The organism is Stenotrophomonas thermophila, from assembly GCF_001499715.1.
Taxonomy (GTDB): domain Bacteria; phylum Pseudomonadota; class Gammaproteobacteria; order Xanthomonadales; family Xanthomonadaceae; genus Stenotrophomonas; species Stenotrophomonas hibiscicola.
In genome coordinates, this window is record NZ_CVIW01000062.1 from 22,534 (window position 1) to 43,723 (window position 21,190).

The following is a 21,190-nucleotide window of genomic DNA, read 5'->3' on the forward strand; positions in this document are numbered from 1 at the left end:
ATGAGCGTGGAAATGATCGAAGTACGCTTCTGTAGAGTCGAGCCACGCTCGACTCCGTGGCCCATCAGCCGAGCATGGCTCGGCTCTACAGGAAGCGCATCGCGCCCGCGTCAAAACAACGTGCCCTGCACCGTAGGCTGTTCACTACGCGTCGGTAATTCGATCACGTCTTCCGCACCCAGCCGCCAGGCCAGGCCACCCAACCGGCTGGCGTGGCGTTTCAATGCGGCCTGCAGCACCTCTGCGCTGCCCGCCACATGCAGCACCTGGCGGGCGCGGGTGAGGCCGGTGTAGACCAGCTCGCGCGACAGCACGCGGCTGTCCTGGCGCGGCAGCTGCAACCACACTTCATCGAACTCCGAGCCCTGTGCCTTGTGCACGGTCATCGCAAAGGCGCTTTCGTGCGCGGGCAGTGCGGCCGGGTGGAAGGCGCGCGGCTGGTCGACGCTGTCGCCGGGGAACCAGGCCACCATCGCGCCGCTGCCATCGCGCAGGCAGATGCCGATATCGCCGTTGAACAGGCGGTGCCGGTAGCTGTTCTCGGTGACCAGCAGCAGGCGGCCCTGGAAGTAGCCCGGGGTGTTGCCGGCCAGCAGCTGTTCGATGCGGCTGTTGAGCCCGCGCGCACCCTGCGGGCCTTCGCGCAACGCGGTCAGCACGCGCAGGCGCCCGGCCTGCTGCAGGGCAAGCGCTGGATCGGCCGCGTCTGCCAGTGCACGCCAGTGGCCCAGCAGGTGCTCGCGCTGGCCGCGCAATGGATCGGCCTCGCCTTCGTGGAAATGCACGCCTGCCAGCGACCCACCGCGCAGCAGCTGCAATGCGGCGCTGCTGTCGCCTTCGCGCACGGCATGCGCCAGCGGTGCCAGGTCCAGCGCATCGCTCTGCCGGTAACCGCGCTGCAACTGCACGCGGCGGCCAGCGAAGGCGCGTGGTGCCGCCTGCGGCTGCAGCGTAGCCGGAAGCAGCAGACCCTGCAGTGCCTGCGCATCATCGGCGCGGGTGCCGATGCCATCACCGCTGGCACGCAGGATCGCACTGAGCACGTCACCGGCCTCGACCGAGGGCAACTGATCGGGATCGCCGAGCAGGATCAGCCGCGTGCCGCTGGCGACCGCGTCAACCAGCTTGGCCATCATCGGCAGATCGATCATCGACGCTTCGTCGACCACTACCACATCCACCGGCAGTGGATTATCAGCGTGGTGGCGGAAGCGCGGTGAATCGGGAATCACGCCGAGCAGGCGATGCAGGGTGGTGCCGGTACTGGGCAATGCCGCGCACAGCGCCGGGTCCACGCCGTTCTCCTGCAGGCGCTGCACGGCCAGACGCAGGCTCTCGGCCATGCGCTCGGCGGCGCGTCCGGTAGGCGCGGCCAGCGCCACTTCGGGCAGCGGCTGGCCGGCGGCACGGGCCTGCCCCGCCAGCAGCAGCAACAGGCGCGCGATGGTGGTGGTCTTGCCGGTGCCGGGGCCGCCGGTGACCAGTGCCAGCGGATGGCGCAGGGTCACGCCGGCTGCGCGTGCCTGGTGATCTTCACTGTTCAATGCCTGCGGGAACAGCTGCGCGAACAGCGGCGCCAACGCCGTCATGTCCGGCGCCGGCAGCAGATGCCGGCCGATGCGCTGCAGCCCAGCCGCCAACTGCCGCTCGTACTCGCGATAGCGGCGCAGGTAGAGCAGGCCGTTCTCCAGCACCAGCGGCGCATCCTCGGCGATGGCATCGGCCTGCTCCGGCGTCGCTACCCACGGCGATGCGCGCAGCTGCGCCAGCCAGTCCTGCGCGGCAGGCCACTCGGGCACGCCGTCCAGCAACCGCTGCGGCTGTGCCGGATCAAACCCGGCATGGCCCTGCGACACCGCCAGCGAGGCCAGCGCCGCCGCCAGCGCCACACTGTCCGACGTGTCGTCGCGCAACCGCTGCAGGCTGGTCGCCAACGCGTGATCGAGGGTGCGCAGCAGGCCCTTCTGGTGCAGTTCCTTCAGCAGGCTCATGCGCTGGCCCCACGGGCACGTGCGGCCAATTCGGCCTGGGCCTGTTCGCCACCTGCGAACAGCGCGTCGAGTGCATCCACCAGCGCGAACGGGAAGCGGTCCACATGCACGCCGTTGCCGGCAGCATCCAGGCCGCGGCAGAACAGGTAGCGGATGCCGCCCATGTCGCGCTCGTAGTCGTAGGCCGCGCCCAGGCGGAAGCGCAGCCAGCGATGCAGGGCCACGGTGTAGATCAGCGCCTGCAGGTCGTATTCGCTGTGGCGCATGGCAATGGCCAGCAGGTCCGGGCTGTAGCCGGGCAGGCGGTTGGATTTGTAGTCGAGCACGTACCAGCGCCCGTCGCGCACGTAGGTCAGGTCGATCATGCCGGTCATCAGCCCTTCCACGCGGCGGCGCTGGCCGAAGCCGCGCCGGCCACTGGAAATGCCGTGCGCATGCAGCACCTGCAGCAGGGCCGGCACCGTGGTTGGTTCGATGGCGAAATGGAAGTCGATTTCGGCGCGGCGCTCGCCTTCTCCCAGGCTGTGCAGCGCGCCGCCTTCGGGCAGCGGCACGGTCAGGGTGTGGCCAACCAGCGGCACCAGCACCGCCACGCCGTCGTCCAGGTCGACGTCGGCATAGCCTTCGTCGTGCAGCGCCTTGCGCAGTACCTCGGCCTGCCCCTCGGGCGCTTCCAGGCCCGGCTGCCAGTCAGCCCATGCAGCAAAGTCGACGTTCTCCATTGCCTCATGCAGCACGTTGCCGAAGCGACTGCCCATAAAGCGCGGATCGAGCGGGGCGTTGTCCTCGGCGGCCGCGGTGGGTTCAGGCAGCGCCGGTTCCAATGGCAGTTCCGGGCCGGCCGGTTCGTCGGCGGCCGGTGCCGGCAGCTCGGTGGCGGCCGCTTCGATATCGCTGCCAACGCCTGCATCTGCGTGGGCCAGCTGGGTAAAGCTGTAGACCCACCAGTCGTGCGGCACGCGCCGGGTCAGTGCACGCACGGCTGGAAGCTCACCTTCCACTTCGGCCGCCAGCTGCGGCAGCGTGGCCGGCGCCTCGCTGTCATCGATGTGCACATCGGCGAGCGCGCGCAGCGCCTGCAGGTCACCCAGCAGCGGCGCCAGCCGCGTCTTGCCGAGCCCGGCCAGATCACCCACGGCGATCCACAGCGCATGCTCGGCGCGGGTCAGTCCCACATACAGCAGGCGCGCATCCTCGGCGCGCTGCTCGCGTTCGCGCTGCGCGGTGGCCGCTTCCCAGGCGTCGTCCTTGTCCAGCTTCCAGTGCAGCTGACGCTGGCCGCCCACATGCACCGTGCAGTGCGAGGCCGTGTTCGGTGCGCCGCCGTCGATGCCGACGAAGGGCAGGAACACCAGCGGATACTCCAGGCCCTTGCTCTTGTGCAGGGTGATGATCTGCACGCGGCGCGCATCCGATTCCAGGCGCAGCAGCTGCTGCTCGTCATCCTGGTCGGCGCTGGCCATCTGCCCCTGCAACCAGTCCAGCAGCCCGTGCATGCCCAGCGCCTGCGCGGAGGCTTCCTGCAGCAGTTCACCCAGCTGCAGGTAATTGGTGAGGCGGCGCTCGCCATCGATCAGCGCCAGCAGACGCTCGCCCTGCGCGGCACAGACATCGGCGATCACCGCGAACGGCCCGCCGCGCTGCCAGCGCTCTCGCCAGTGCAGCAGCTGCGCCTGGAACCCGCGTTGCAGGTCGCCGTCGCGTTCCATCGCCGCAATCGCACTTGCGCGCTGGCCGAGCAGTACCGTGGCCAGCGCTGCGCGCAGGCGGCCCTCGTCGGCCGGTTGCAGCAGTGCCAGCAGCAGCGCACGCAGATCACGCGCTTCAGGCGTGGAAAACAGGCTCTGTTTGCCGGCTGCCACTGCCGGAATGCCGACCGCGGCCAGTGCGCGCTGTACCAGGGTGGCCTCGCGATGCGAGCGCACCAGCACCGCGATGTCACCGGGCTGCACCGGGCGCCCACGCAACACGGCATTGCCCGCACGCGCCTCGACCAGGATCTGGTGAATCGCGGCCACGCAGGCCTGGGTCGCCGCATCGCGCGAGGCATCGGCGCTCATCGCCTTGTCACCGCCACTGCGCAGCACGCGCAGGGTGAGCGCCGCGGCGGCATGGCCGTCGCGCTGGTAGTCCGCATCGCTGCGCACGCCACCGGGCCGCACCGGCTCGAACTGGATGTCGCGTTCGAGGAAGGCGTCTTCGCCAGCGTTGTCGTACAGCGCCTGCAGCGCGCGCAGCACAGCGGGTCGCGAGCGGAAGTTCTGGTCCAGTACCGGCGCCTGCTGCGCTACCTGCTTGGCCTTCAGGTAAGTGTGGATATCACCGCCGCGGAAACCGTAGATCGCCTGCTTGGGGTCGCCGATCAGGAACAACGCCGGTGCCAGGCCCAGCTCGCGCACCTCCGGCGAATCACCGAACACGGTGTGGAAGATGCCCCACTGGCGATCGTCGGTATCCTGGAACTCATCAACGAGCGCGATGCGGTACTGCGCGCGCAACTGCCTGACCAGCGTCAGTCGCTGCGGGCCTTCCAGGGCGAGCGCTACGCCATCGATCAGATCGTCGTAGGTCTGCACCCGGCGGACGCGCTTCAGTGCCTGCAGCCGCTGCGTGGCGTCGGCGCGAAGCGCGTGCAGGAAATTCAATGCGGTGGCACGCAACCAGGCATCGCGTTCCGCCAGCAGCACGACATAGCGCGCCAACGGTGCCTGCAATGGCGACGACGGCGTGCGCTCGGCGAATTTCTTGTTGGTCTTGCTGGCCAGCACCTCCGGCAGCAGTGCCGGCAGGCGATCGCCGGCCAGCAGCTCGCGCGGGTCGGCGCGGCCAGCCCAGGCCAGCAGCTGCCGGCCCAGCGGGTGCAGCCAACCCAGCTTGTAAGACACGCCGTTGATCCACTTGTTGTCGACGGCATCGCACAGGTCGATGAAGAACTGCTCGCCATGCTCGCGCAGCGCCTGCTGCAGTTCGGCGGCGGTGGCCTGCAATGCTGGGTGTGGATCGGCCAGCGCCACCGGCCGTGGCAGCGGGTGCAGAGGCGGCGTAGCCAGCAGCGCGCGCAGATCGGCGGCCAGCGCGTCGGGGCTCGACCACAGCCAGGTCAGCGGCTCCAGCGTGGCCGGGTCGTTGGCATGCACGCGCCACAGATCGGCCGCGAGCTCCTCCAGCAGTTCACGGTCGCTGGCCAGCAGTTCCGGCGGATCAAAGGTGTGGCCGCTTTCCAGCGCATGCTCGCGCAGCACGCGCGTACAGAAACCATGAATGGTGAAGATGGACGCCAGGTCGATCTCGTCTGCGGCCACCTGCAGGCGGCGTTTCAGTGCGGCGGCGCTCTCGGTGCCGCCCTGCAGATGGCGCTGCAGCACGTCGCGCGTCAATCGCACCTCCGGTGCTTCACCGTCGGCCGCTTCCAGGTCGACCAGGCGCGCGGCCAGCGCCAGGCGCTCGCGGATGCGCTTGCGCAGTTCCTGGGTGGCGGCGTCGGTGAAGGTCACCGCCAGGATCTGGCCGATGCGCAGGCCCTGCTCCACCACCAGGCGGGTGAACAACGTGGCCAGGGTGAAGGTCTTGCCGGTGCCGGCGCTGGCTTCGATCAGCCGGATGCCCTCCAGCGGCAGGGCCAGATAGGGATCGCGGCTGAGGGATTCGATGCCGTCTTCGGCCATGGCGGTGTTCATGCGTTGCCCTCCTGGCGTGCTTCGGTGCCGAGAGCGCGGCCTTCGCGCACCGCGCTGAAGACCACCTGGCTGTTGCGCAGCAGGTCAGCGTAGCCGGCATCGGTGGCGAACGGGTCGGCACCCCGCAGCAGCAGCTGCCAGGCATCGCTGCTGGATTCACCCCAGCTGCGGTCGCTGCCGTGCCACTGCTTCCAGCCTTCGCTGCGCTGCTTTTCTGCCGGCGCGTTGTACAGCACCCAGCCGGTATACGGGGCAAAGCGCAGCGGTTCACGCAGGCCACGCTGGCGCAGCTGCAGCAGCGCGCGCAGTGCTGCGCGTGCAGCGGGAGCGCTCAATGCCGGCAGCACGTGCGGACCGGGACCGGCATCGCCGCCGTCATGGAACTGCACAAGCGGCAACGCATCGCCCGCAGCGTTCGCCAGCAGCCAGTCCAGGCCGTGGCGGATCACTGCATTGCCATTGAGTGTGCCGGCACGCAGGCGCACCAGCCCTTCGGGATGCCGATCGGCCACGCGGCCATGCAGGCGCACGCCATCGATGTCCACTTCGTAGCGACGGCTTTCCAGTGGTTCGCCCTGCATCCAGCCCAGCAGCGCACTGGCATACGGGCGTGTCTTCAACTGCTCCACCTCGAACTGGCGCTCGCCCAATGGACCCGACGGCAGCAGGCCACGCGCGCGCAGCCGCGGGTACAACGGCTCGGCATCGCCGCTGAGCGTGGCGCGTACCACCGCCGCCTGCACACTGCGCTTTTCCGGCCCGCGCGCGGACAGCACCAGCGGTTCCAGGTCATCCACCTCCTCGACCTCGTCGGCCAGGCGAAGCCCCAGCGACTGTGCGAGGAACTGCCCGGCCGGGTCGCACAGGAAACGACGCAGGGTATCGAGTGCGACCTCGTCTTCCACCGCGTCGTCGAGCGGCGGCGGCAATGGTGCATCGAACCACGGCTGCAGGTCGCCCCGCTGGCCGCTGAGGCGCCCGGCGGCCGGATGCCACTGGCGGCGATAGCTGAAGCGACGTGGATCGCCATCGCCGAAGGCAGCCGGTGAGAACGGCTGCAGTGCGTGGCGCACGGTGAAATCGCGGACCGCCGCCGGCGGATCGAGGTGATACGCGGCGGCGGCATCGATCAGTTCACTGACCAGCACCGACGGCTCACGTACGCTGCCATCGCGCGGATCGGCGCCGAGATAGCTGAGATAGAACACCTCCTGCGCGGCGGCGAACAGCTGCAGGAACAGGAAGCGATCATCCTCGCGGGTGGAGCGGTCGCCAGGACGGCGGCGCGGCGTATCCAGCTCGGCGGTGAGCTGGTTGAGGCCCGCGGCCGGGTCCCGGCGCGGGAAATCGCCATCGTTGAGGCCGAGCACGCAGATCACCCGGAACGGCAGCAGCCGCATCGGCACCATGCGGCCGAAGCTGATGCCACCGGTCAGCAGCGGTGCGCGCGTGTCGGCCTCGCCCAATGCGCCGGCGAAATGTGCGCGGACCACTTCAGGCGGCACGCCGTCCTCGAAGCCGGCCTTGGCGGCATCGTCGGCAAACTGGTTGAGCAGCTTGCGCAGTCGCTCCAGCGCGCGCTGGCTGTTGGGTGAACCGGGCGCGGTCGGCAGCAGCGCGTCCAGCAGCGACAGCAGACGCTGCCGCCACTGCGCCGGTGTCAGCAGCTCGCCGAGGCGTCGCTGGTAGACCGCCAGCACGCGCAGCAGGCGCAGCAACCGGTCCAGCGCGTCCAGCGCACCGCCTTCCAGTTCGATCCACGGCGCCACGCCGGCCACGTCGGCCTCGCTGCCGGTGGCATGGCCGAGTACCAGGCGATCCAGCGCGAACTGCCAGGTGTAGGCGTCGTCGGCCGGTGCCTTGTGCTGGTTGCGGTGTTTCGCATCCAGGCCCCAGCGTGCACCGGCCTGCTGCAGCCAGCCATGCAGGCGGTCGAAGTCCACCGCTTCCAGCCCGGCCGCTTCGGCCAGCGGGGCGCTGGCCAACAGGTCCAGCACTTCGTTCAGGCCAAAGCGCGAGACCGGCAGGCCCAGCAGATGCACGAACACATCGGCCAGCGGCTCGCCCGCCAGCGGGCTGCTGTCTGCCAGCGCATACGGAATGTGTTCCTCCTCGCCGCCGCGACCGCCGAACACCGCTTCCAGATACGGCACATAGGGATCGATGTCCGGCGCCAGCACCGCGATCTCACGTGCCTGCAGCGGCGGGTCGAAGCGCGGGTCCTGCAGCAGGCTGCGCAGCTGGTCGTGAAGTACCTGCAACTCACGCAGGCGGGTGTGGCAGGCGTGTACCTGCAGGCTGGGGTCGTCGCTGCGCAGGCCGTCGCGCAGTTCACCCGAGGGCAGCGCGCGACGGTGGAACAGGTCACGCTGCAGGCGATGCAGCAGGCTGTCGGACAGGCCACCTTCGTCCAGGCTTGGCCCGGTGTCCTCCTCCGGATCGGAATAGGCGGCGATTTCGCCGGCCGGATGCACCACCTCGTAACTGCCCAGCACCGCCATGAAGTCGCGCCCGGCCGCACCCCACGCTTCCAGCAGCCGGTTCTCGCCGGCCGCTTCACCGAAGGGATCCGGTGCGCCACTGCGCAGGCGCTCGGCCAGCGTCTGCAGATCTCCCCAGTACGACTGCACCGGGGTGGGCATATAGAAGTGCAGCTCGCCTACCCGTGCCTGGGTGGCCATCACACGCAGCACGTCAGGCGAGATGTTGAGCGTTGCGAACGCGGACATGCGCGGCGGCAGGCCCTGCGGTAGGGGCTGGCCGGCGCCTTCGAAGCGGTCCAGGTACTCCTGGATGCGGCGGGCGCGGTAGTCGCGGCCGCGGGTGATGGTGCGCCACAGGATCGCCTGAGGGTCGGCCGGATCGGCACCGGCTGCCCAGCGCAGCAGCCAGTCGCGGCGCCAGGCCTGGTACTTCTCGAACACCGAGGCCAGCTCGCCGGCCAGCGCCCATGGTTTCAATGCGTCATCGCCGGCAAGATAGGACTGCAGCGCGCGCATCGGCGGCTGCGCCAGCAGCGCCGGGTCGCGCAGTGCCTGATACAGCTTCCAGTGCAGGCCGGCCGCGTCCAGATCGTCCTGCTCGCCGCTGACGTTGGCCTTCAGCGCCCGCGCCACGAACTCGCCGGGGGTCAGGAACTGGAGGTTGGCGGCGACGCCGAATTCCGCGGCCAGTGTCGCCTGCAGCCAGCGCCGCATCGCCACCTGCGGGATCAGCACCACTTCCGGCGCCAGCAGCGGCTGGCCCTGCACCGGCACACGCACATTGCGCGCCAGCAGCGCGGCCAGCACGTCCAGGGAATTGGAATGGTAGAGGCGGAAATCGCTGCCCGGGTCACTCATCATGCACAGTGTGCAGCACGGCAGGCAGTATTCAATGGTTGGCCCGCCAGCGGTACGGATTGTTCCGGCCCGCCGGCCGATTGTCCCGGCCTACGCGAGGCCTTGCCGTGCAACAATACTGGACCGTCCAGTCTGCTTATGTTCAGCCGACGGGCCCGATCCTTCGATGTCTAAAAAACGTTAATGGTGCCCATGTCGGCTTCCACCTCCAGTCTGGTGCAGTTATCCAACGTCCGCATCGACCGGAGCGGGCGCACGATCCTGCGCGACGTGTCGCTGCAGGTGCCTAGGGGCAGCATCACTGCCGTGCTCGGTCCGTCCGGCAGCGGCAAGTCGACCCTGCTGGCGGCACTGACCGGCGAACTGCGCCCGGTCGCCGGCGAGGTCACTCTGTTCGGAAAGCCGATCCCGCATGACAGCGGCGCACTGCTGGAAATGCGCAAGAGCGTGGGCGTGCTGCTGCAGGGCAATGGCCTGCTGACCGACCTCACTGTGGCCGAAAACGTCGCCCTGCCGCTGCGCACGCACACCCGCCTGCCGACCGCCGTGCTGCGCCGCCTGGTGGAAATGAAGCTGCATGCGGTGGGCCTGCTGGCCGCCGCCGATGCCTGGCCGCGCGAGCTGTCCGGCGGCATGGCGCGCCGTGTGGCGCTGGCCCGTGCGCTGGCGCTGGACCCGCCGCTGATGATCTACGACGAGCCGCTGACCGGGCTGGATCCGATCGCCTCCGGGGTGATCATGAGCCTGATCCAACGTCTCAACCACAGCCTGGGCCTGACCAGCATCATCGTCAGCCACCACGTGCACGAGACCCTGCCGATCTGCGACCAGGTGATCGCGATTGCCAATGGCGGCATCGTATTCCAGGGCACGCCCGAGGCGCTGCATTCCAGCCAGGACCCGCTGCTGCGGCAGTTCCTGCATGGCCAGCCCGATGGCCCCATCCCGTTCGATGCCGCGCCGCGCGCGAGGGTTGCCTGATGCCGTTCGTCCAAGCCACCCGTTCGCTTGGCCGCGCCGGCCTTTTCTCGCTGACCGTTTTGCGCGGTTCGCTGCCCACGCGTGATTTCCTTGCCGAGCTGACCCGCGAGATCTACAAGATCGGCGCGCGCTCGCTGCCCATCATCGCCGTCGGCGGTGCCTTTGTCGGCCTGGTGCTGACGCTGCAGGGCTACCGCACGCTGACCACCTTCGGTGCGGCCGACGCGCTGTCGACCCTGCTCGGCCTGTCGCTGTACCGCGAGCTGGCACCGGTGCTGACCGCGCTGCTGTTCATCGGCCGCGCCGGCAGCTCGATCGCCGCCGAACTGGGCCTGATGCGTGCCACCGACCAGATCAAGGCGCTGGAGCTGATGGCGATCGACCCGGTGGCCAAGGCGGTAGCGCCGCGCTTCTGGGCGGCGGTGCTGACCGTGCCGTTGCTGACCGGCATCTTCTGTTCGCTGGCGATCAGCGCCAGCTACTTCGAAGCCGTGCACGTGCTGGGCCTGGACAACGGCGTGTTCTGGTCGGCGCTGCGCAACAGCGTGGATTTCTGGGACGACTTCGGCGTGGCGATGCTGAAGTCGGCGATCTTCGGCGGCACTGCCGCGCTGGTGGCCGCCTATGTTGGTTTCCACGCCGAGCCGACCATTGAAGGCACTTCAGTGGCGACCACCCGTGCGGTGGTCAACGCCTCGCTGCTGGTGCTGATGTTCAACTTCGTGCTGTCGGCAATGTTGTTCACCTAACCCTCCCCCGGCCGTGCGCAGGCGCGCGCGGCCACAACGACTCGATCAGGTAATCCACATGGCCATCCGCGGTCCCAGACTCGAATTTTCCGTCGGCGCCTTCCTGCTGCTGGCTCTGGCCTCGTTGCTGGTGCTGGCCGTGGCCTCGACCAACCAGCGCTGGAGCTGGGGCAGTGAGGGCTATGACCTGAAGGCGCGCTTCTCCCAGGTCGGCCAGCTGCGCAAGCAGGCGCCGGTGAAGATCGGCGGCGTGACCGTCGGCCAGGTCGCTTCGATCGACCTGGACCCGGTGAAGTTCGAATCCATCGTGACGCTGCGCATGGACAGCAAGGTCAAGGACCTGCCGGCGGACACCTCGGCCGGCATCTTCACCAGTGGTTTGCTCGGCGAGAGCTATATCGGTCTGCAGCCGGGCGGTGACCCGGACGTGCTGAAGGCCGGCGACGAGATCGTCTTCACCCAGCCGGCCGTGGACCTGATCCAGCTGGTCGGCAAGTACATGTTCAGTGGCGGCGCCGGTGGCGGCGCTGCTCAGAAGCCCAACGATGGCGCGCAGGCGCCTGCAACGGAACCGCAACCATGAAAATGAAACTGATCCCGGCCCTGCTCGCCTCGGCGCTGCTGGCAGCCACCCCGTTCCTGGCCCAGGCCCAGGCCGCCGCACCTGCCGCTGCCGCAACGCAGAGCCAGGCCGGCAAGGTGGTGATCGATGCCAGCAGCCGCATCCTGTCCACGCTGCAGCAGCGCAAGAGCGAGTTCACCAGCAACCCGGCCAGCCTGCGCAGCTACATCGACAGCGAACTGACCCGCACCTTCGACCGCGACTACGCCGCGCGCCTGGTGCTGGGCCCGCACGCCCGCGGCGCTTCCGACGCCGACATCAAGCTGTTCGCCGATGCGATGGCCGACAGCCTGATGCAGCGCTACGGCTCGACCCTGCTCAACATCCAGGGCAAGCCAAGCTTCCGCCTGAAGGGTGAAAGCCCGCTGCCGGGCAATCGTGGCGTGCGTGTCAGCACCGAACTGGTGCGCGCCGGCAACGAGCCGACTCCGGTCGAGTACTGGATGCGCAACGTGAACGGCCAGTGGAAGATCTTCGACGTCAACATTGAAGGCATTTCCTACGTGCAGACCTTCCGCAACCAGTTCGATACCCCGCTGCGCCAGAAGGGCATCAAGCAGGTGGCCAGCGAACTGCACAGCGGCAGCATGCAGGCCGGGCCCGCGGGCAATGGCAAGTAACGCACTGGCACTGCTGGAAGGCGACACCCTGCGCCTGCGCGGGGTGCTCGACCGTGCCGCGGTGATCGCGCTGTGGCCGCAGCTGCAGGCCCTGCCGGCAAAGCTGTCACGGCTGGAGCTGGGGGAGGTGGACCGCGTGGACAGCGCCGGCCTGGCGCTGCTGGCCGAGCTGGCCGCACGCGCGAGCAGGAGCGGTCACCCACTGGTCGTCTCCGGCGCGCCGGCCGGCTACAACGAGCTGAGCGCAGCCTACCGGCTGTCGCCCGACCTGGATTTCAACGCTACTTCTGCTGCGAGCTGACATGAACGTCGTACGCACTCTCCCCTTGATCGTCCTGGCCGCCGCGCTGACCGCCTGCGCGGGCAAGCCCGCACGCAGCGATGCACCGGCAGCCAGTACCGTGGTCCCGGCCAGCACCATCGCCGAGACCTCCGCCCCCACCGGCGATACCGCTACGATTGGTGCCGCGCCGGCCGCAGCCGTGGTTGCCGCCCCTGCACCGGCCACGCCCCCCTCCGTACCGGCCCGCGGCGCCGACACCGATGCGGCCAGGGCCGCAGCGGCGACCGCCCCCGGTGGTGATGACGACTTCGATGCCCTCTATGGCGGCAGCGGCAACACCGGCAGTGCGGCAGCCTACGACCCATGGGAACCGTTCAACCGCAAGGTGCACAAGTTCAACAACGCGGTCGACCGCGGCATTGCCCGTCCGCTGGCCACGGCCTACACCCACGTAGTGCCGCGCTTCGCCCGCACCGGCGTCAGCAACTTCTTCAGCAACCTGCGGGCACCGGTGACCATCACCAACCAGCTGCTGCAGGGCCGCGGTGCCGATGCCTGGGACAGCCTCGGCCGCTTTCTGATGAACAGCACGCTGGGCATCGGTGGCCTGTTCGATCCGGCCAGCAAGGCGATGGTGCCGCGCCGCAATGAAGACTTCGGCCAGACCCTGGGTGCGTGGGGCTGGCGGCGTTCGCGCTACGTGGAACTGCCGTTCTTCGGCCCGCGCACCGTACGCGATGTATTCGGCCTGGCCGGTGACATTCCGCTGTCGCCGATCCGCCGCATCGAGGAGGACAAGGTCCGCATCGGCCTGCAGGGCCTGCAGCTGGTGGATACCCGCGCGCAGCTGCTGGCGGTCGACGACCTGCGTGACACCGCCGTGGACGAGTACTCGCTGGTCCGCGATGCGTGGATGCAGCGCCGCAACTACCAGATCGAGAACGATCTGCGCAGCAAGCGCGACCGTGGCCACGACGATGCCAATTCGCCGATCCCGGTCGATGCGATGCCGATGCCGCAGTGGACGCACTGAGTCCAGTCTGCAGCGCATGAAAAACCCCGCTTCGGCGGGGTTTTTCTTTCCGGCAGATGCCAACCTCGGTTGGCACGCTTTCCTCAAGCCGCCAGCGCGGCCTCGATGGCGTCGCGCAGGCGCGCGTCATCGGCAGCCACGTCCGGGGCGAAGCGGGCGATGACCTTGCCGTCGCGGCCAACCAGGAACTTCTCGAAGTTCCACAGCACTGCCGGCGCTGCGTGGATCGGAATCTCCTTGCTCGCCAGGCGCTCACGCAGCGGACCCTCGCCGATCGACTGCGGCTGGGCGGCGGTCAGCTGCTGGTACAGCGGGTGGGTGTCGTCACCGGCCACGCTGATCTTGGAGAACATCGGGAAGCTGACGTCGTAGGTAAGCTGGCAGAACTGCTGGATTTCCGCCTCGCTGCCCGGCTCCTGGCCGAGGAAGTTGTTGGCGGGGAAGCCCAGCACTTCCAGGCCCTGCGCGTGCTTTTCCGAATACAGCGCCTGCAGGCCTTCGTACTGCGGGGTCAGGCCGCACTTGGAGGCGACGTTGACCAGCAGCAGCACCTTGCCCTGGTAGTCGGCAAGCGAGGACGGCTGGCCGTCGATGGTGGTGAGGGAAATGTCCTGGATCGGGGTGCTCACGTGGGGCTCCGGCAACAGCGGGAAATGGCCCACCAGCATAGCGCTGTGCGCGCGGTTGTAGAGCCGAGCCTACGCTCGGCTGCTGTGGCATCAGCCGAGCGTGGGCTCGGCTCTACAGGCAGGATTCAATCCACGCAGATCGTGCCCTGCGCCTTGCCGTCATCAATGCGCTGGCGGCAACCGAAGTTCTGGCGCACGTCACGCTGGCAGGTACCGGTGACGGCACTGCCGGCGGCCACGTCGCCCGTGGCCAGGCACTGGCCGCTGCAGTCGCTCTTGCGGCTGCAGGCCTTGCCGGCGTCGGCATAGGGAATCACGCACTGCTCGCGCTGCAGCCGGCCGAGCCGCTGCAGGGTGCCACCGGCGGCCTGGCAGTCCACGTCGCGCGCTTCACGGTACGCCTCGTCCGCTTCGGGGATGCTGGAGGCGGCCTGCGTGGTCGTGTCCACAGTCGTTGGCGTGCTGCTGCAGGCGGCGAGCAGCGCGGTCAGGACAAGGCTGGTGAAGCGGGGCAGGCGCATGGTGGTACCTGGTCGAAGCGGACAGGCCGCCAGCATACCCATCGGCGATGCAGGCGGCGTGTCAGTGTGGCTCAGGCCTCGTCGCCCTCGCCGTCACTGCCTTCCTCCTCGGCCACCGCATCACCCTCGGCCAGGTCGCCGAGCAGCGACTGCGCCTGTTCGGACGCCAGCGACTCCACGCCACGCAGGCGGCGTTCGATGGTACGGGTCTTGCGGCTGGCCTCCCCGATGCTGCGGCCAACGGTAGTGATCTGCTTCTCGGCCTTTTCCAGGATGCCGGCGAACTTCCCGAACTCGCTCTTGACCGCACCCAGCAGGCCCCACACTTCGCTGGATCGCTTTTCAATGGCCAGCGTGCGGAAGCCCATCTGCAGGCTGTTGAGCAACGCGGTGACCGTGGTCGGTCCGGCCACCACCACACGGTGCTCGCGCTGCAGCAGGTCGACCAGGCCCGGACGCCGGATCACCTCGGCATACAGGCCTTCGGTGGGCAGGAACATCACCGCGAAGTCCGTGGTGTGCGGTGGCACGATGTACTTGTCGCAGATCGACTTGGCCTGCACGCGCACCGCGCGCTCCAGCTGGATGCCCTGCAGGCGCACGCCCTCGGCATCGCCCTGTTCCTGTGCGTCCAGCAGGCGCTCGTAATCCTCGCGCGGGAACTTGGAGTCGATCGGCAGCCACACCGGCGTGTCGTCGCTGCTGCGGCCCGGCAGGCGCACGGCGATATCGACCATCTCGCCACTATCCGGGCGCACCCTCACCGCACGCGCGTACTGCTCCTGGGTGAGTGTCTGCTCGAGGATGTTCTCCAGCTGCACTTCGCCCCAGCTGCCGCGGTTCTTGACGTTGGTCAGCACGCGCTTGAGGTCGCCCACGCCGGTGGCCAGCTGCTGCATCTCGCCGAGGCCACGCTGCACCTGTTCCAGGCGCTCGGAGACCAGCTTGAAGGAGTTGCCCAGCCGCGTTTCCAGCGTCGACTGCAGCTTCTCGTCCACGGTGTGGCGCATCTGCTCCAGCTTCTGGGCGTTGTCGTTCTGCAGCGCGCGCAGCTGTTCCTCCAGCGTGGCACGCATCTCGGCGATGCGCTGCTCGTTGCGCTGGGTCAGTTCCTGCAGGCGCAGGCCCAGGCTGTCGGTCAGGCGCTGCTGCGACTGCGCTCCCTCCTCGCGGCCCTTGCGTGCATCGTCCACCAGGGTCTGGCGCAGCGCCCCGAGCTGGGTATCGGTGCGCGCAGTGAGCTCCTGCAGCTGCTGGCCAAACGCATGGATGCGTGCCTCCTGCTGCTGGCCGAAGGTCTCCAGCTGGCCGCGCAGTTCCTGCAGCCGCTGCCCCATCAACGCTGCGCCGCGCTGCTGGCTGTCGGCCACTTCAGCACGCGCTTTGCGGGCATCTTCGCCCAGCGCTTCGCGCAGCAGGTCCAGGCGCTGATCGGTGCGGGTGGACAGATCGGTCAGCGCGCGGGCGAAGCCATCGAGCTGTTCGCGCAGTTCGCTGCGCCCGGCGCGGGCCTCCTCGCGCACGGCCTGTTCCAGGCGGTCATGCGGCGGACGGCGCAGCAGGGCGACCAGTTGCAGGATGAGCACGGCCAATAGAAGGCCGGCAATGAGCAGGTATTCGGTTTGCATGGGGCAAGTGTAGGCTGGCCGAGTCTCAGCTGCTGCGTCAGGACCATGCCCGCTCTATACGGAAAGCCCACTTCCATCAACGTGCGCAAGGTACTGTGGCTGTGCGCGGGGCTGGATCTGCCCCTGCATCACGAGCCGGTCCCCCCACCTGATCTGCTGGCCACGCTGAACCCCAACCGGCAGGTGCCGGTGCTGCGCGATGGCGACTTCGTACTGTGGGAATCCAACAGCATCTGCCGCTACCTTGCCGCGCGCGCCGGACGCGAGGATCTGCTGCCACGTGCGGCGCAGGACCGCGCGCGGGTGGAGCAGTGGATGGACTGGCAGGCCAGCGACCTCAACAGCGCCTGGCGGCACGTGTTCATGGCGCGCGTACGCCAGCATCCGGACTACCCGGACGATGCCCGTGCCGAGGCCAGCCTGGCGCAGTGGAACCGGCTGATGGGCGTGCTCGACGCGCAGTTGACCGCTACCGATGGCTACGTGGCGGGCAGCACCTTCACCCTCGCCGATATCGTGCTGGGGCTGTCGACCCAGCGCTGGCGCAGCACGCCCGGCAGAAAACCCACACTGCCAAACGTGAAGGCCTGGTTCGAACGCCTGCGCCAGCAGCCCGGTTTCGCCGAACACGTCGACAACGGCGTGGCCTGAGGCAGGGGTCAGATCCCTTTCCCAAAGGGAAAAGGATCTGACCCCAACGACGCGGGAAAGGCCTGGTGTTACCAGCCTTCCAGCACGATCTTGCCCTTGGCGCGGTGGCTTTCCAGCAGCGCGTGGGCGCGGCGCAGGTTGGCCGCGTCGATGCGCCCGAAGTGCTCGCCCAGCGTGGTCTGCAGCACGCCGGCATCGATCAGCTCGGCCACCCGGTTCAACAGCTCATGCTGGCGCTGCATGTCCGCGGTCTTGTACAGCGGGCGGGTGAACATCGATTCCCAGTGCAGCGACAGCGCCTTGCGCTTGAGCGCCATCACATCCACCTGGCCCGGGTCATCGATCAGGCCGAACTGCCCTTGCGGCGCCAGCAGCTCCACGATCTGCGCGTAGTGCTGGTCGGAATGGGTCAGGCTGGCCACGTGCTGCACCTCGCTGATGCCCAGCCGCGCCAGGCCCTCGGCCAGTGGCAGGCGGTGGTCGATCACATGGTGGGCGCCCATCGCATACACCCAGTCCTGGGTCTCCGGGCGCGAGGCGGTGCCGATCACGGTCAGCCTGGTGAGCTTCCGCGCCAACTGCACCAGGATCGAGCCGACACCACCGGCAGCGCCGATCACCAGCAGGGTCTGGCCTTCGCCCCCGTCCTCGGGAATGCGCAGGCGGTCGAACAGCAGCTCCCAGGCGGTGATCGCGGTCAGCGGCAGTGCGGCGGCAGCGGCGTCATCGAGGCTGGCCGGCTTGCGGCCGACGCTGCGTTCGTCCACCAACTGGTACTGGGCATTGCTGCCCGGGCGATCGATGACGCCAGCGTAGTAGACCGCATCGCCGGGCTGGAACAGGGTCACCTCGCTGCCCACCGCATCGACGATGCCGACCGCATCCCAGCCCAGCACGCGCGGGCCGTCGGTGGCCACGCCTCGGCGGACCTTGGTGTCGACGGGGTTCACCGCCACCGCGCGCACCGCCACGCGCAGGTCGCGCGGGCCGGGCTGCGGCAACTCCAGTTCGAGGTCGATCAGGGCCTGGGGATCATCGATCGGCAGGCCGGCGTGGGTGTAGGCAATGGCGCGCATGGCAGCGGTCCAGTGGGGAAGGAGGCGACAGGTTGCGCCGCACGCGGTCTCGCAGAAAGGCGCAGAATCGGGCAGCACTTTCACTCTGGCGATGAAGATGATCCGCTTCGACGATCTGCAGCTGTTCGTCCGCACTGCTGCGCTGGGCAGCTTTTCGCAAGCGGCCCGCGAGGCCGACCTGTTGCCGGGGCAGGTCGCCGCGGCAGTGGCGCGGCTGGAACGCGAGCTGGACCTGCGCCTGTTCGTGCGCACCACCCGCAGCCTGCGCCTGACCGGCGAGGGCGCGCTGTACCTGCCCTACGCACAGGACGTGCTGGCCACCCTGCGCGAGGGCCAGGCGCGCGTGCAGGCCGAGGACGCCGAACTGCACGGCACCCTGCAGCTGTCGGCGCCGTCGGACTTGGGCCGCAACCTGCTGCTGCCCTGGCTGGGCGCGTTCCGCGCGGCCCATCCCCGGCTGCGCCTGCACCTGCGCCTGTCCGATGAAGTGGCCGATGTGTTCCGCGACCCGGTCGACGTGGCCATCCGCATCGGCCACTTCGACGACGCCAACTACGTCGCCCTGCCCCTGCTGGAAGGCAATCGGCGCGTACTGGCGGCCTCGCCCGATTACCTGCAGCGACGGGGCACGCCCACGCGCCTGGACGAACTGCGTGAGCACGATTGCCTGGTCTACCAGCTCAGCGGTCGTGCCTACGATCGCTGGTCTTTCGACGTCGATGGGCGTCGTACCGTGGTTGCCGTGCGCGGCCCCCTGGTCTGCGACGACGCCGATGTTGTAAGGCGCTGGGCCGTGGCCGGCGAAGGCATCACCTACAAGTCCTGGCTGGACCTGCGCGAGGACGTGCTGGCCGGGCGCCTGCAGCTGCTGCTGGGCGGTGTCGGCAGCGACATCCCGTTGCAGCTGGTGTGCCCGCACCGCAAGCAGTTCTCACCCGCGGTGCGGCAGCTGCACGCGCAGCTGCGCCAGCACCTGCAACCGCTGCTGTCTGGCATGCCGGTTGGCCCCACCGGCCCCCTGTCCTCCGCCGTGGTGCTGGCCGACAATGGCGGCCCCGCGTAAGAGAGAACACCGCCATGCCGTGGATGGGCATCCAGGACCTGTGGACGTTTCTGGTCGCCGTGCTGGTGTTTCTCGCCCTGCCCGGCCCCGGCACCTTCACCCTGCTGACCGCCACCGGCCGTGGCGGCGTGCGTGGCGGCTACACCGCATTGGCCGGCCTGCTGGTCGGCGACCAGATCCTGATGTGGCTGGCGCTGGCCGGCGTGGCCGCACTGCTCAAGGCCAACCCGCTGGTGTTCCACGCCGTGCAGTACCTGGGTGCGGCCTACCTGGTGTGGGTGGGCATCAGCCTGCTGCGCACGCCCAAGCACGAGGGCGGTGATGCTGGTCCGATCCGCATGCAGCCGGGCCGCTACTTCCAGCAGGCGATCCTGGTCAGCCTGCTCAACCCGAAGGCGATCCTGTTCTACATGGCCTTCCTGCCGCTGTTCATCGATCCGAAGGCACACCAGGGCATCGCCACCTTCGCCGCGCTGGCCGGCATCATCCTGGTGCTCAGCATCGCCTACTGCTCGATGCTGATCGGCGTGGGCAACCTGGCCCGCCGCCGGTTGATCCAGCACCCGCGGATCAGCGATGCGCTGCGCCGCGTGGCCGGCCTGTTCCTGGTGGGGTTCGGCATCCGGCTGGGGTTGAACGGATGAACGGGCGGCTGCCGCTGCTCGGCCTGGCCCTGCTGTTCGCCGGCACCGCCTCTGGCGCCCCGGCCTGCTTTATGCCGATTCCGGCAGTCTGGTCGCGGTGCAGCGCGCGCGCCGGCAATCATGACCCCCGTCAGTGGTAATGCTGCGCTGCGTTCGGTCACACTCGGGAACTTGTCGTTCTAAGTCACCCCTTCCGAGGCCTGCATGTCCCTGTTCCGGCGCAAGTCCCTAGATTCCGTCACCGTCCACGAAGCCGGCAGGCGCCTGATCCCGACGCTCAGCTGGCCGCACCTGATCGCGCTGGGCATCGGCGCCATCGTCGGTACCGGCATCTACACGCTGATCGGCGTCGGTGCCAACCTGGCTGGCCCGGCCGTGCTGATCTCCTTCGCCATCGCCGGTGCGGTCTGTGCCTGCGCGGCGCTGTCCTACGCCGAGCTGTCGACGATGATGCCCGCCGCCGGCAGTGCCTACACCTACAGCTACAGTGCGCTGGGCGAGGTGTTCGCCTGGGTGGTGGGCTGGAGCCTGATCCTGGAGTACTCGCTGGTGGTGAGTACGGTGGCGGTGGGCTGGTCCGGCTACTTCGTCGGCTTCCTCGAATGGGTCCACACCCAGTTCGGCTGGAACGTGCACCTGCCGGCCTGGCTGGCGGCCGGCCCGCACGTGGAAGGCGGCATGATCAACCTGCCGGCGATCATCATCACCTGGCTGGTGGCCGGCATGCTGATGGCCGGCACCAAGGAAAGCGCCACACTCAACGCCATCCTGGTGGTGTTCAAGCTGATCGCGCTGGCCATCTTCGTGGCCGTGGCCCTGCCCGCGTTCGACAGCGCCAACCTGCAGCCGTTCATGCCGTACGGCTTCGCCAAGTCGATGGGCCCCGACGGCGTCGAGCACGGCGTGATGGCGGCAGCGGCGATCATCTTCTTCGCCTTCTACGGCTTCGATGCGATCTCCACCGCCGCCGAGGAAACCAAGAACCCGGGCCGCGACCTGTCGATCGGCATCATCGGTTCGATGATCGGCTGCACCATCGTCTACGTGCTGGTGGCGCTGGCCGCCGTGGGTGCGATGAGCTACGCGGTGTTCGGCCACAGCGCCGAGCCGCTGGCGCTGATCATGCGCCAGCTGGGCCATCCGACCGCGGCGATGGTGATCGGCGTGATCGCGATCATCGCCCTGCCGACCGTGCTGTTGGCCTTCCTGTACGGCCAGAGCCGCATCTTCTTCGTGATGAGCCGCGACGGCCTGCTGCCGCGTCGCCTGTCCAAGGTGAACGCACGTACCGGCACGCCGGTGGCAACCACGCTGTTCACTGCGGTCGTGGTTTCCGCGCTGGCCGGCGTGGCGCGCCTGGACGAGATTGCCGCACTGGCCAACGCCGGTACCCTGGCCGCGTTCACTGCGGTAGGCATCTGCCTGGTGGTGCTGCGGCTGCGCGAGCCGGACCGCGCGCGCACGTTCCGCACGCCGCTGGCCTTCGTGGTTGGCCCGCTGGCCGCGCTGGGTTGCATCTACCTGTTCATCAGCCTGCCGCACACCACCCAGCTGTACTTCCTGTTGTGGAACGTGGCCGGCCTGGTGCTGTACCTGCTGTACAGCCGACGCAATGCGCTGATCGCGAAATAGACCGATCACCGGTAGTGCCGGCCGCTGGCCGGCACCACCGCAGGGCGTT

Annotated in this window: 17 protein-coding genes; 10 read left to right on the top strand and 7 right to left on the bottom strand. The window is 68.7% G+C overall.

Features of this window, described 5'->3' with window-relative positions:
* Positions 1 to 110: 110 nt before the first annotated feature.
* The 3 genes from recD to recC are packed head-to-tail and all read right to left on the bottom strand — an operon-like array spanning position 111 to position 9,012.
* A complete protein-coding gene (gene recD / locus BN1263_RS17940; protein WP_058983111.1) occupies positions 111 to 1,991 on the bottom strand; it encodes an exodeoxyribonuclease V subunit alpha in 1,881 nt (626 codons plus the stop codon).
* A complete protein-coding gene (recB, locus tag BN1263_RS17945) occupies positions 1,988 to 5,668 on the bottom strand; it encodes an exodeoxyribonuclease V subunit beta (RefSeq protein WP_058983113.1) in 3,681 nt (1,226 codons plus the stop codon). The genes recD and recB overlap by 4 nt, the downstream gene beginning before the upstream one ends.
* Complete coding sequence (recC, locus tag BN1263_RS17950) at positions 5,665 to 9,012, bottom strand: exodeoxyribonuclease V subunit gamma (RefSeq protein ID WP_058983115.1); 3,348 nt, start codon at positions 9,010 to 9,012, stop codon at positions 5,665 to 5,667. Before recC ends, recB begins: the two co-directional genes overlap by 4 nt.
* 189 nt (positions 9,013 to 9,201) lie before the next feature.
* On the opposite strand from recC, the gene BN1263_RS17955 reads away from it, so the two are divergent.
* Genes BN1263_RS17955 through BN1263_RS17980 form a run of 6 tightly spaced genes read left to right on the top strand, consistent with a single transcriptional unit; the run spans position 9,202 to position 13,297 of the window.
* A complete protein-coding gene (locus tag BN1263_RS17955; protein ID WP_058983116.1) occupies positions 9,202 to 9,990 on the top strand; it encodes an ABC transporter ATP-binding protein in 789 nt (262 codons plus the stop codon).
* Positions 9,990 to 10,739: an MlaE family lipid ABC transporter permease subunit gene (locus tag BN1263_RS17960; RefSeq protein WP_005414955.1), complete on the top strand. Its 750-nt coding sequence runs from the start codon at positions 9,990 to 9,992 to the stop codon at positions 10,737 to 10,739. The genes BN1263_RS17955 and BN1263_RS17960 overlap by 1 nt, the downstream gene beginning before the upstream one ends.
* Before the next feature lie 58 nt (positions 10,740 to 10,797).
* Positions 10,798 to 11,322, top strand: coding sequence for an outer membrane lipid asymmetry maintenance protein MlaD (mlaD, locus tag BN1263_RS17965; protein ID WP_058983117.1), 525 nt, complete (start codon positions 10,798 to 10,800; stop codon positions 11,320 to 11,322).
* Positions 11,319 to 11,981, top strand: a complete 663-nt coding sequence (locus BN1263_RS17970) for an MlaC/ttg2D family ABC transporter substrate-binding protein (protein WP_021203288.1) — start codon at positions 11,319 to 11,321, stop codon at positions 11,979 to 11,981. Before mlaD ends, BN1263_RS17970 begins: the two co-directional genes overlap by 4 nt.
* On the top strand, positions 11,971 to 12,282 hold the full coding sequence (locus BN1263_RS17975) for an STAS domain-containing protein (protein WP_058983118.1): 312 nt from the start codon (positions 11,971 to 11,973) through the stop codon (positions 12,280 to 12,282). Before BN1263_RS17970 ends, BN1263_RS17975 begins: the two co-directional genes overlap by 11 nt.
* A 1-nt stretch (position 12,283) precedes the next feature.
* On the top strand, positions 12,284 to 13,297 hold the full coding sequence (locus BN1263_RS17980; RefSeq protein WP_058983119.1) for an MlaA family lipoprotein: 1,014 nt from the start codon (positions 12,284 to 12,286) through the stop codon (positions 13,295 to 13,297).
* A gap of 83 nt (positions 13,298 to 13,380) precedes the next feature.
* On the opposite strand, the gene BN1263_RS17985 is transcribed toward BN1263_RS17980, so the two are convergent.
* From BN1263_RS17985 to BN1263_RS17995, 3 genes are all read right to left on the bottom strand, one after another.
* Positions 13,381 to 13,926, bottom strand: a complete 546-nt coding sequence (locus tag BN1263_RS17985; protein WP_058983272.1) for a glutathione peroxidase — start codon at positions 13,924 to 13,926, stop codon at positions 13,381 to 13,383.
* A 125-nt stretch (positions 13,927 to 14,051) separates the two neighbouring features.
* Positions 14,052 to 14,447 carry a hypothetical protein gene (locus BN1263_RS17990; RefSeq protein WP_058983121.1) on the bottom strand — a complete coding sequence of 132 codons (396 nt, stop codon included), beginning with the start codon at positions 14,445 to 14,447 and terminating at the stop codon, positions 14,052 to 14,054.
* Between the two features lie 71 nt (positions 14,448 to 14,518).
* Entirely contained in the window at positions 14,519 to 16,075 is a 1,557-nt protein-coding gene (locus BN1263_RS17995; RefSeq protein WP_019658781.1) for a DNA recombination protein RmuC, read from the bottom strand.
* Positions 16,076 to 16,120: 45 nt separating this feature from the next.
* On the opposite strand from BN1263_RS17995, the gene BN1263_RS18000 reads away from it, so the two are divergent.
* Complete coding sequence (locus BN1263_RS18000) at positions 16,121 to 16,726, top strand: glutathione S-transferase family protein (RefSeq protein WP_058983123.1); 606 nt, start codon at positions 16,121 to 16,123, stop codon at positions 16,724 to 16,726.
* Positions 16,727 to 16,794: 68 nt separating this feature from the next.
* Here the strand turns inward: BN1263_RS18000 and BN1263_RS18005 are convergent, their stop codons facing one another.
* Positions 16,795 to 17,802 carry a zinc-binding alcohol dehydrogenase family protein gene (locus BN1263_RS18005; protein ID WP_058983127.1) on the bottom strand — a complete coding sequence of 336 codons (1,008 nt, stop codon included), beginning with the start codon at positions 17,800 to 17,802 and terminating at the stop codon, positions 16,795 to 16,797.
* A 91-nt stretch (positions 17,803 to 17,893) separates the two neighbouring features.
* Between BN1263_RS18005 and BN1263_RS18010 the strand changes: the two genes are divergently transcribed.
* From BN1263_RS18010 to BN1263_RS18020, 3 genes are all read left to right on the top strand, one after another.
* Positions 17,894 to 18,865, top strand: a complete 972-nt coding sequence (locus BN1263_RS18010) for a LysR family transcriptional regulator (RefSeq protein WP_058983128.1) — start codon at positions 17,894 to 17,896, stop codon at positions 18,863 to 18,865.
* Between the two features lie 14 nt (positions 18,866 to 18,879).
* Complete coding sequence (gene leuE / locus BN1263_RS18015; protein WP_058983131.1) at positions 18,880 to 19,509, top strand: leucine efflux protein LeuE; 630 nt, start codon at positions 18,880 to 18,882, stop codon at positions 19,507 to 19,509.
* 204 nt (positions 19,510 to 19,713) lie between these two features.
* Positions 19,714 to 21,141: an amino acid permease gene (locus BN1263_RS18020; protein ID WP_058983133.1), complete on the top strand. Its 1,428-nt coding sequence runs from the start codon at positions 19,714 to 19,716 to the stop codon at positions 21,139 to 21,141.
* The last annotated feature ends 49 nt before the right edge of the window (positions 21,142 to 21,190 follow it).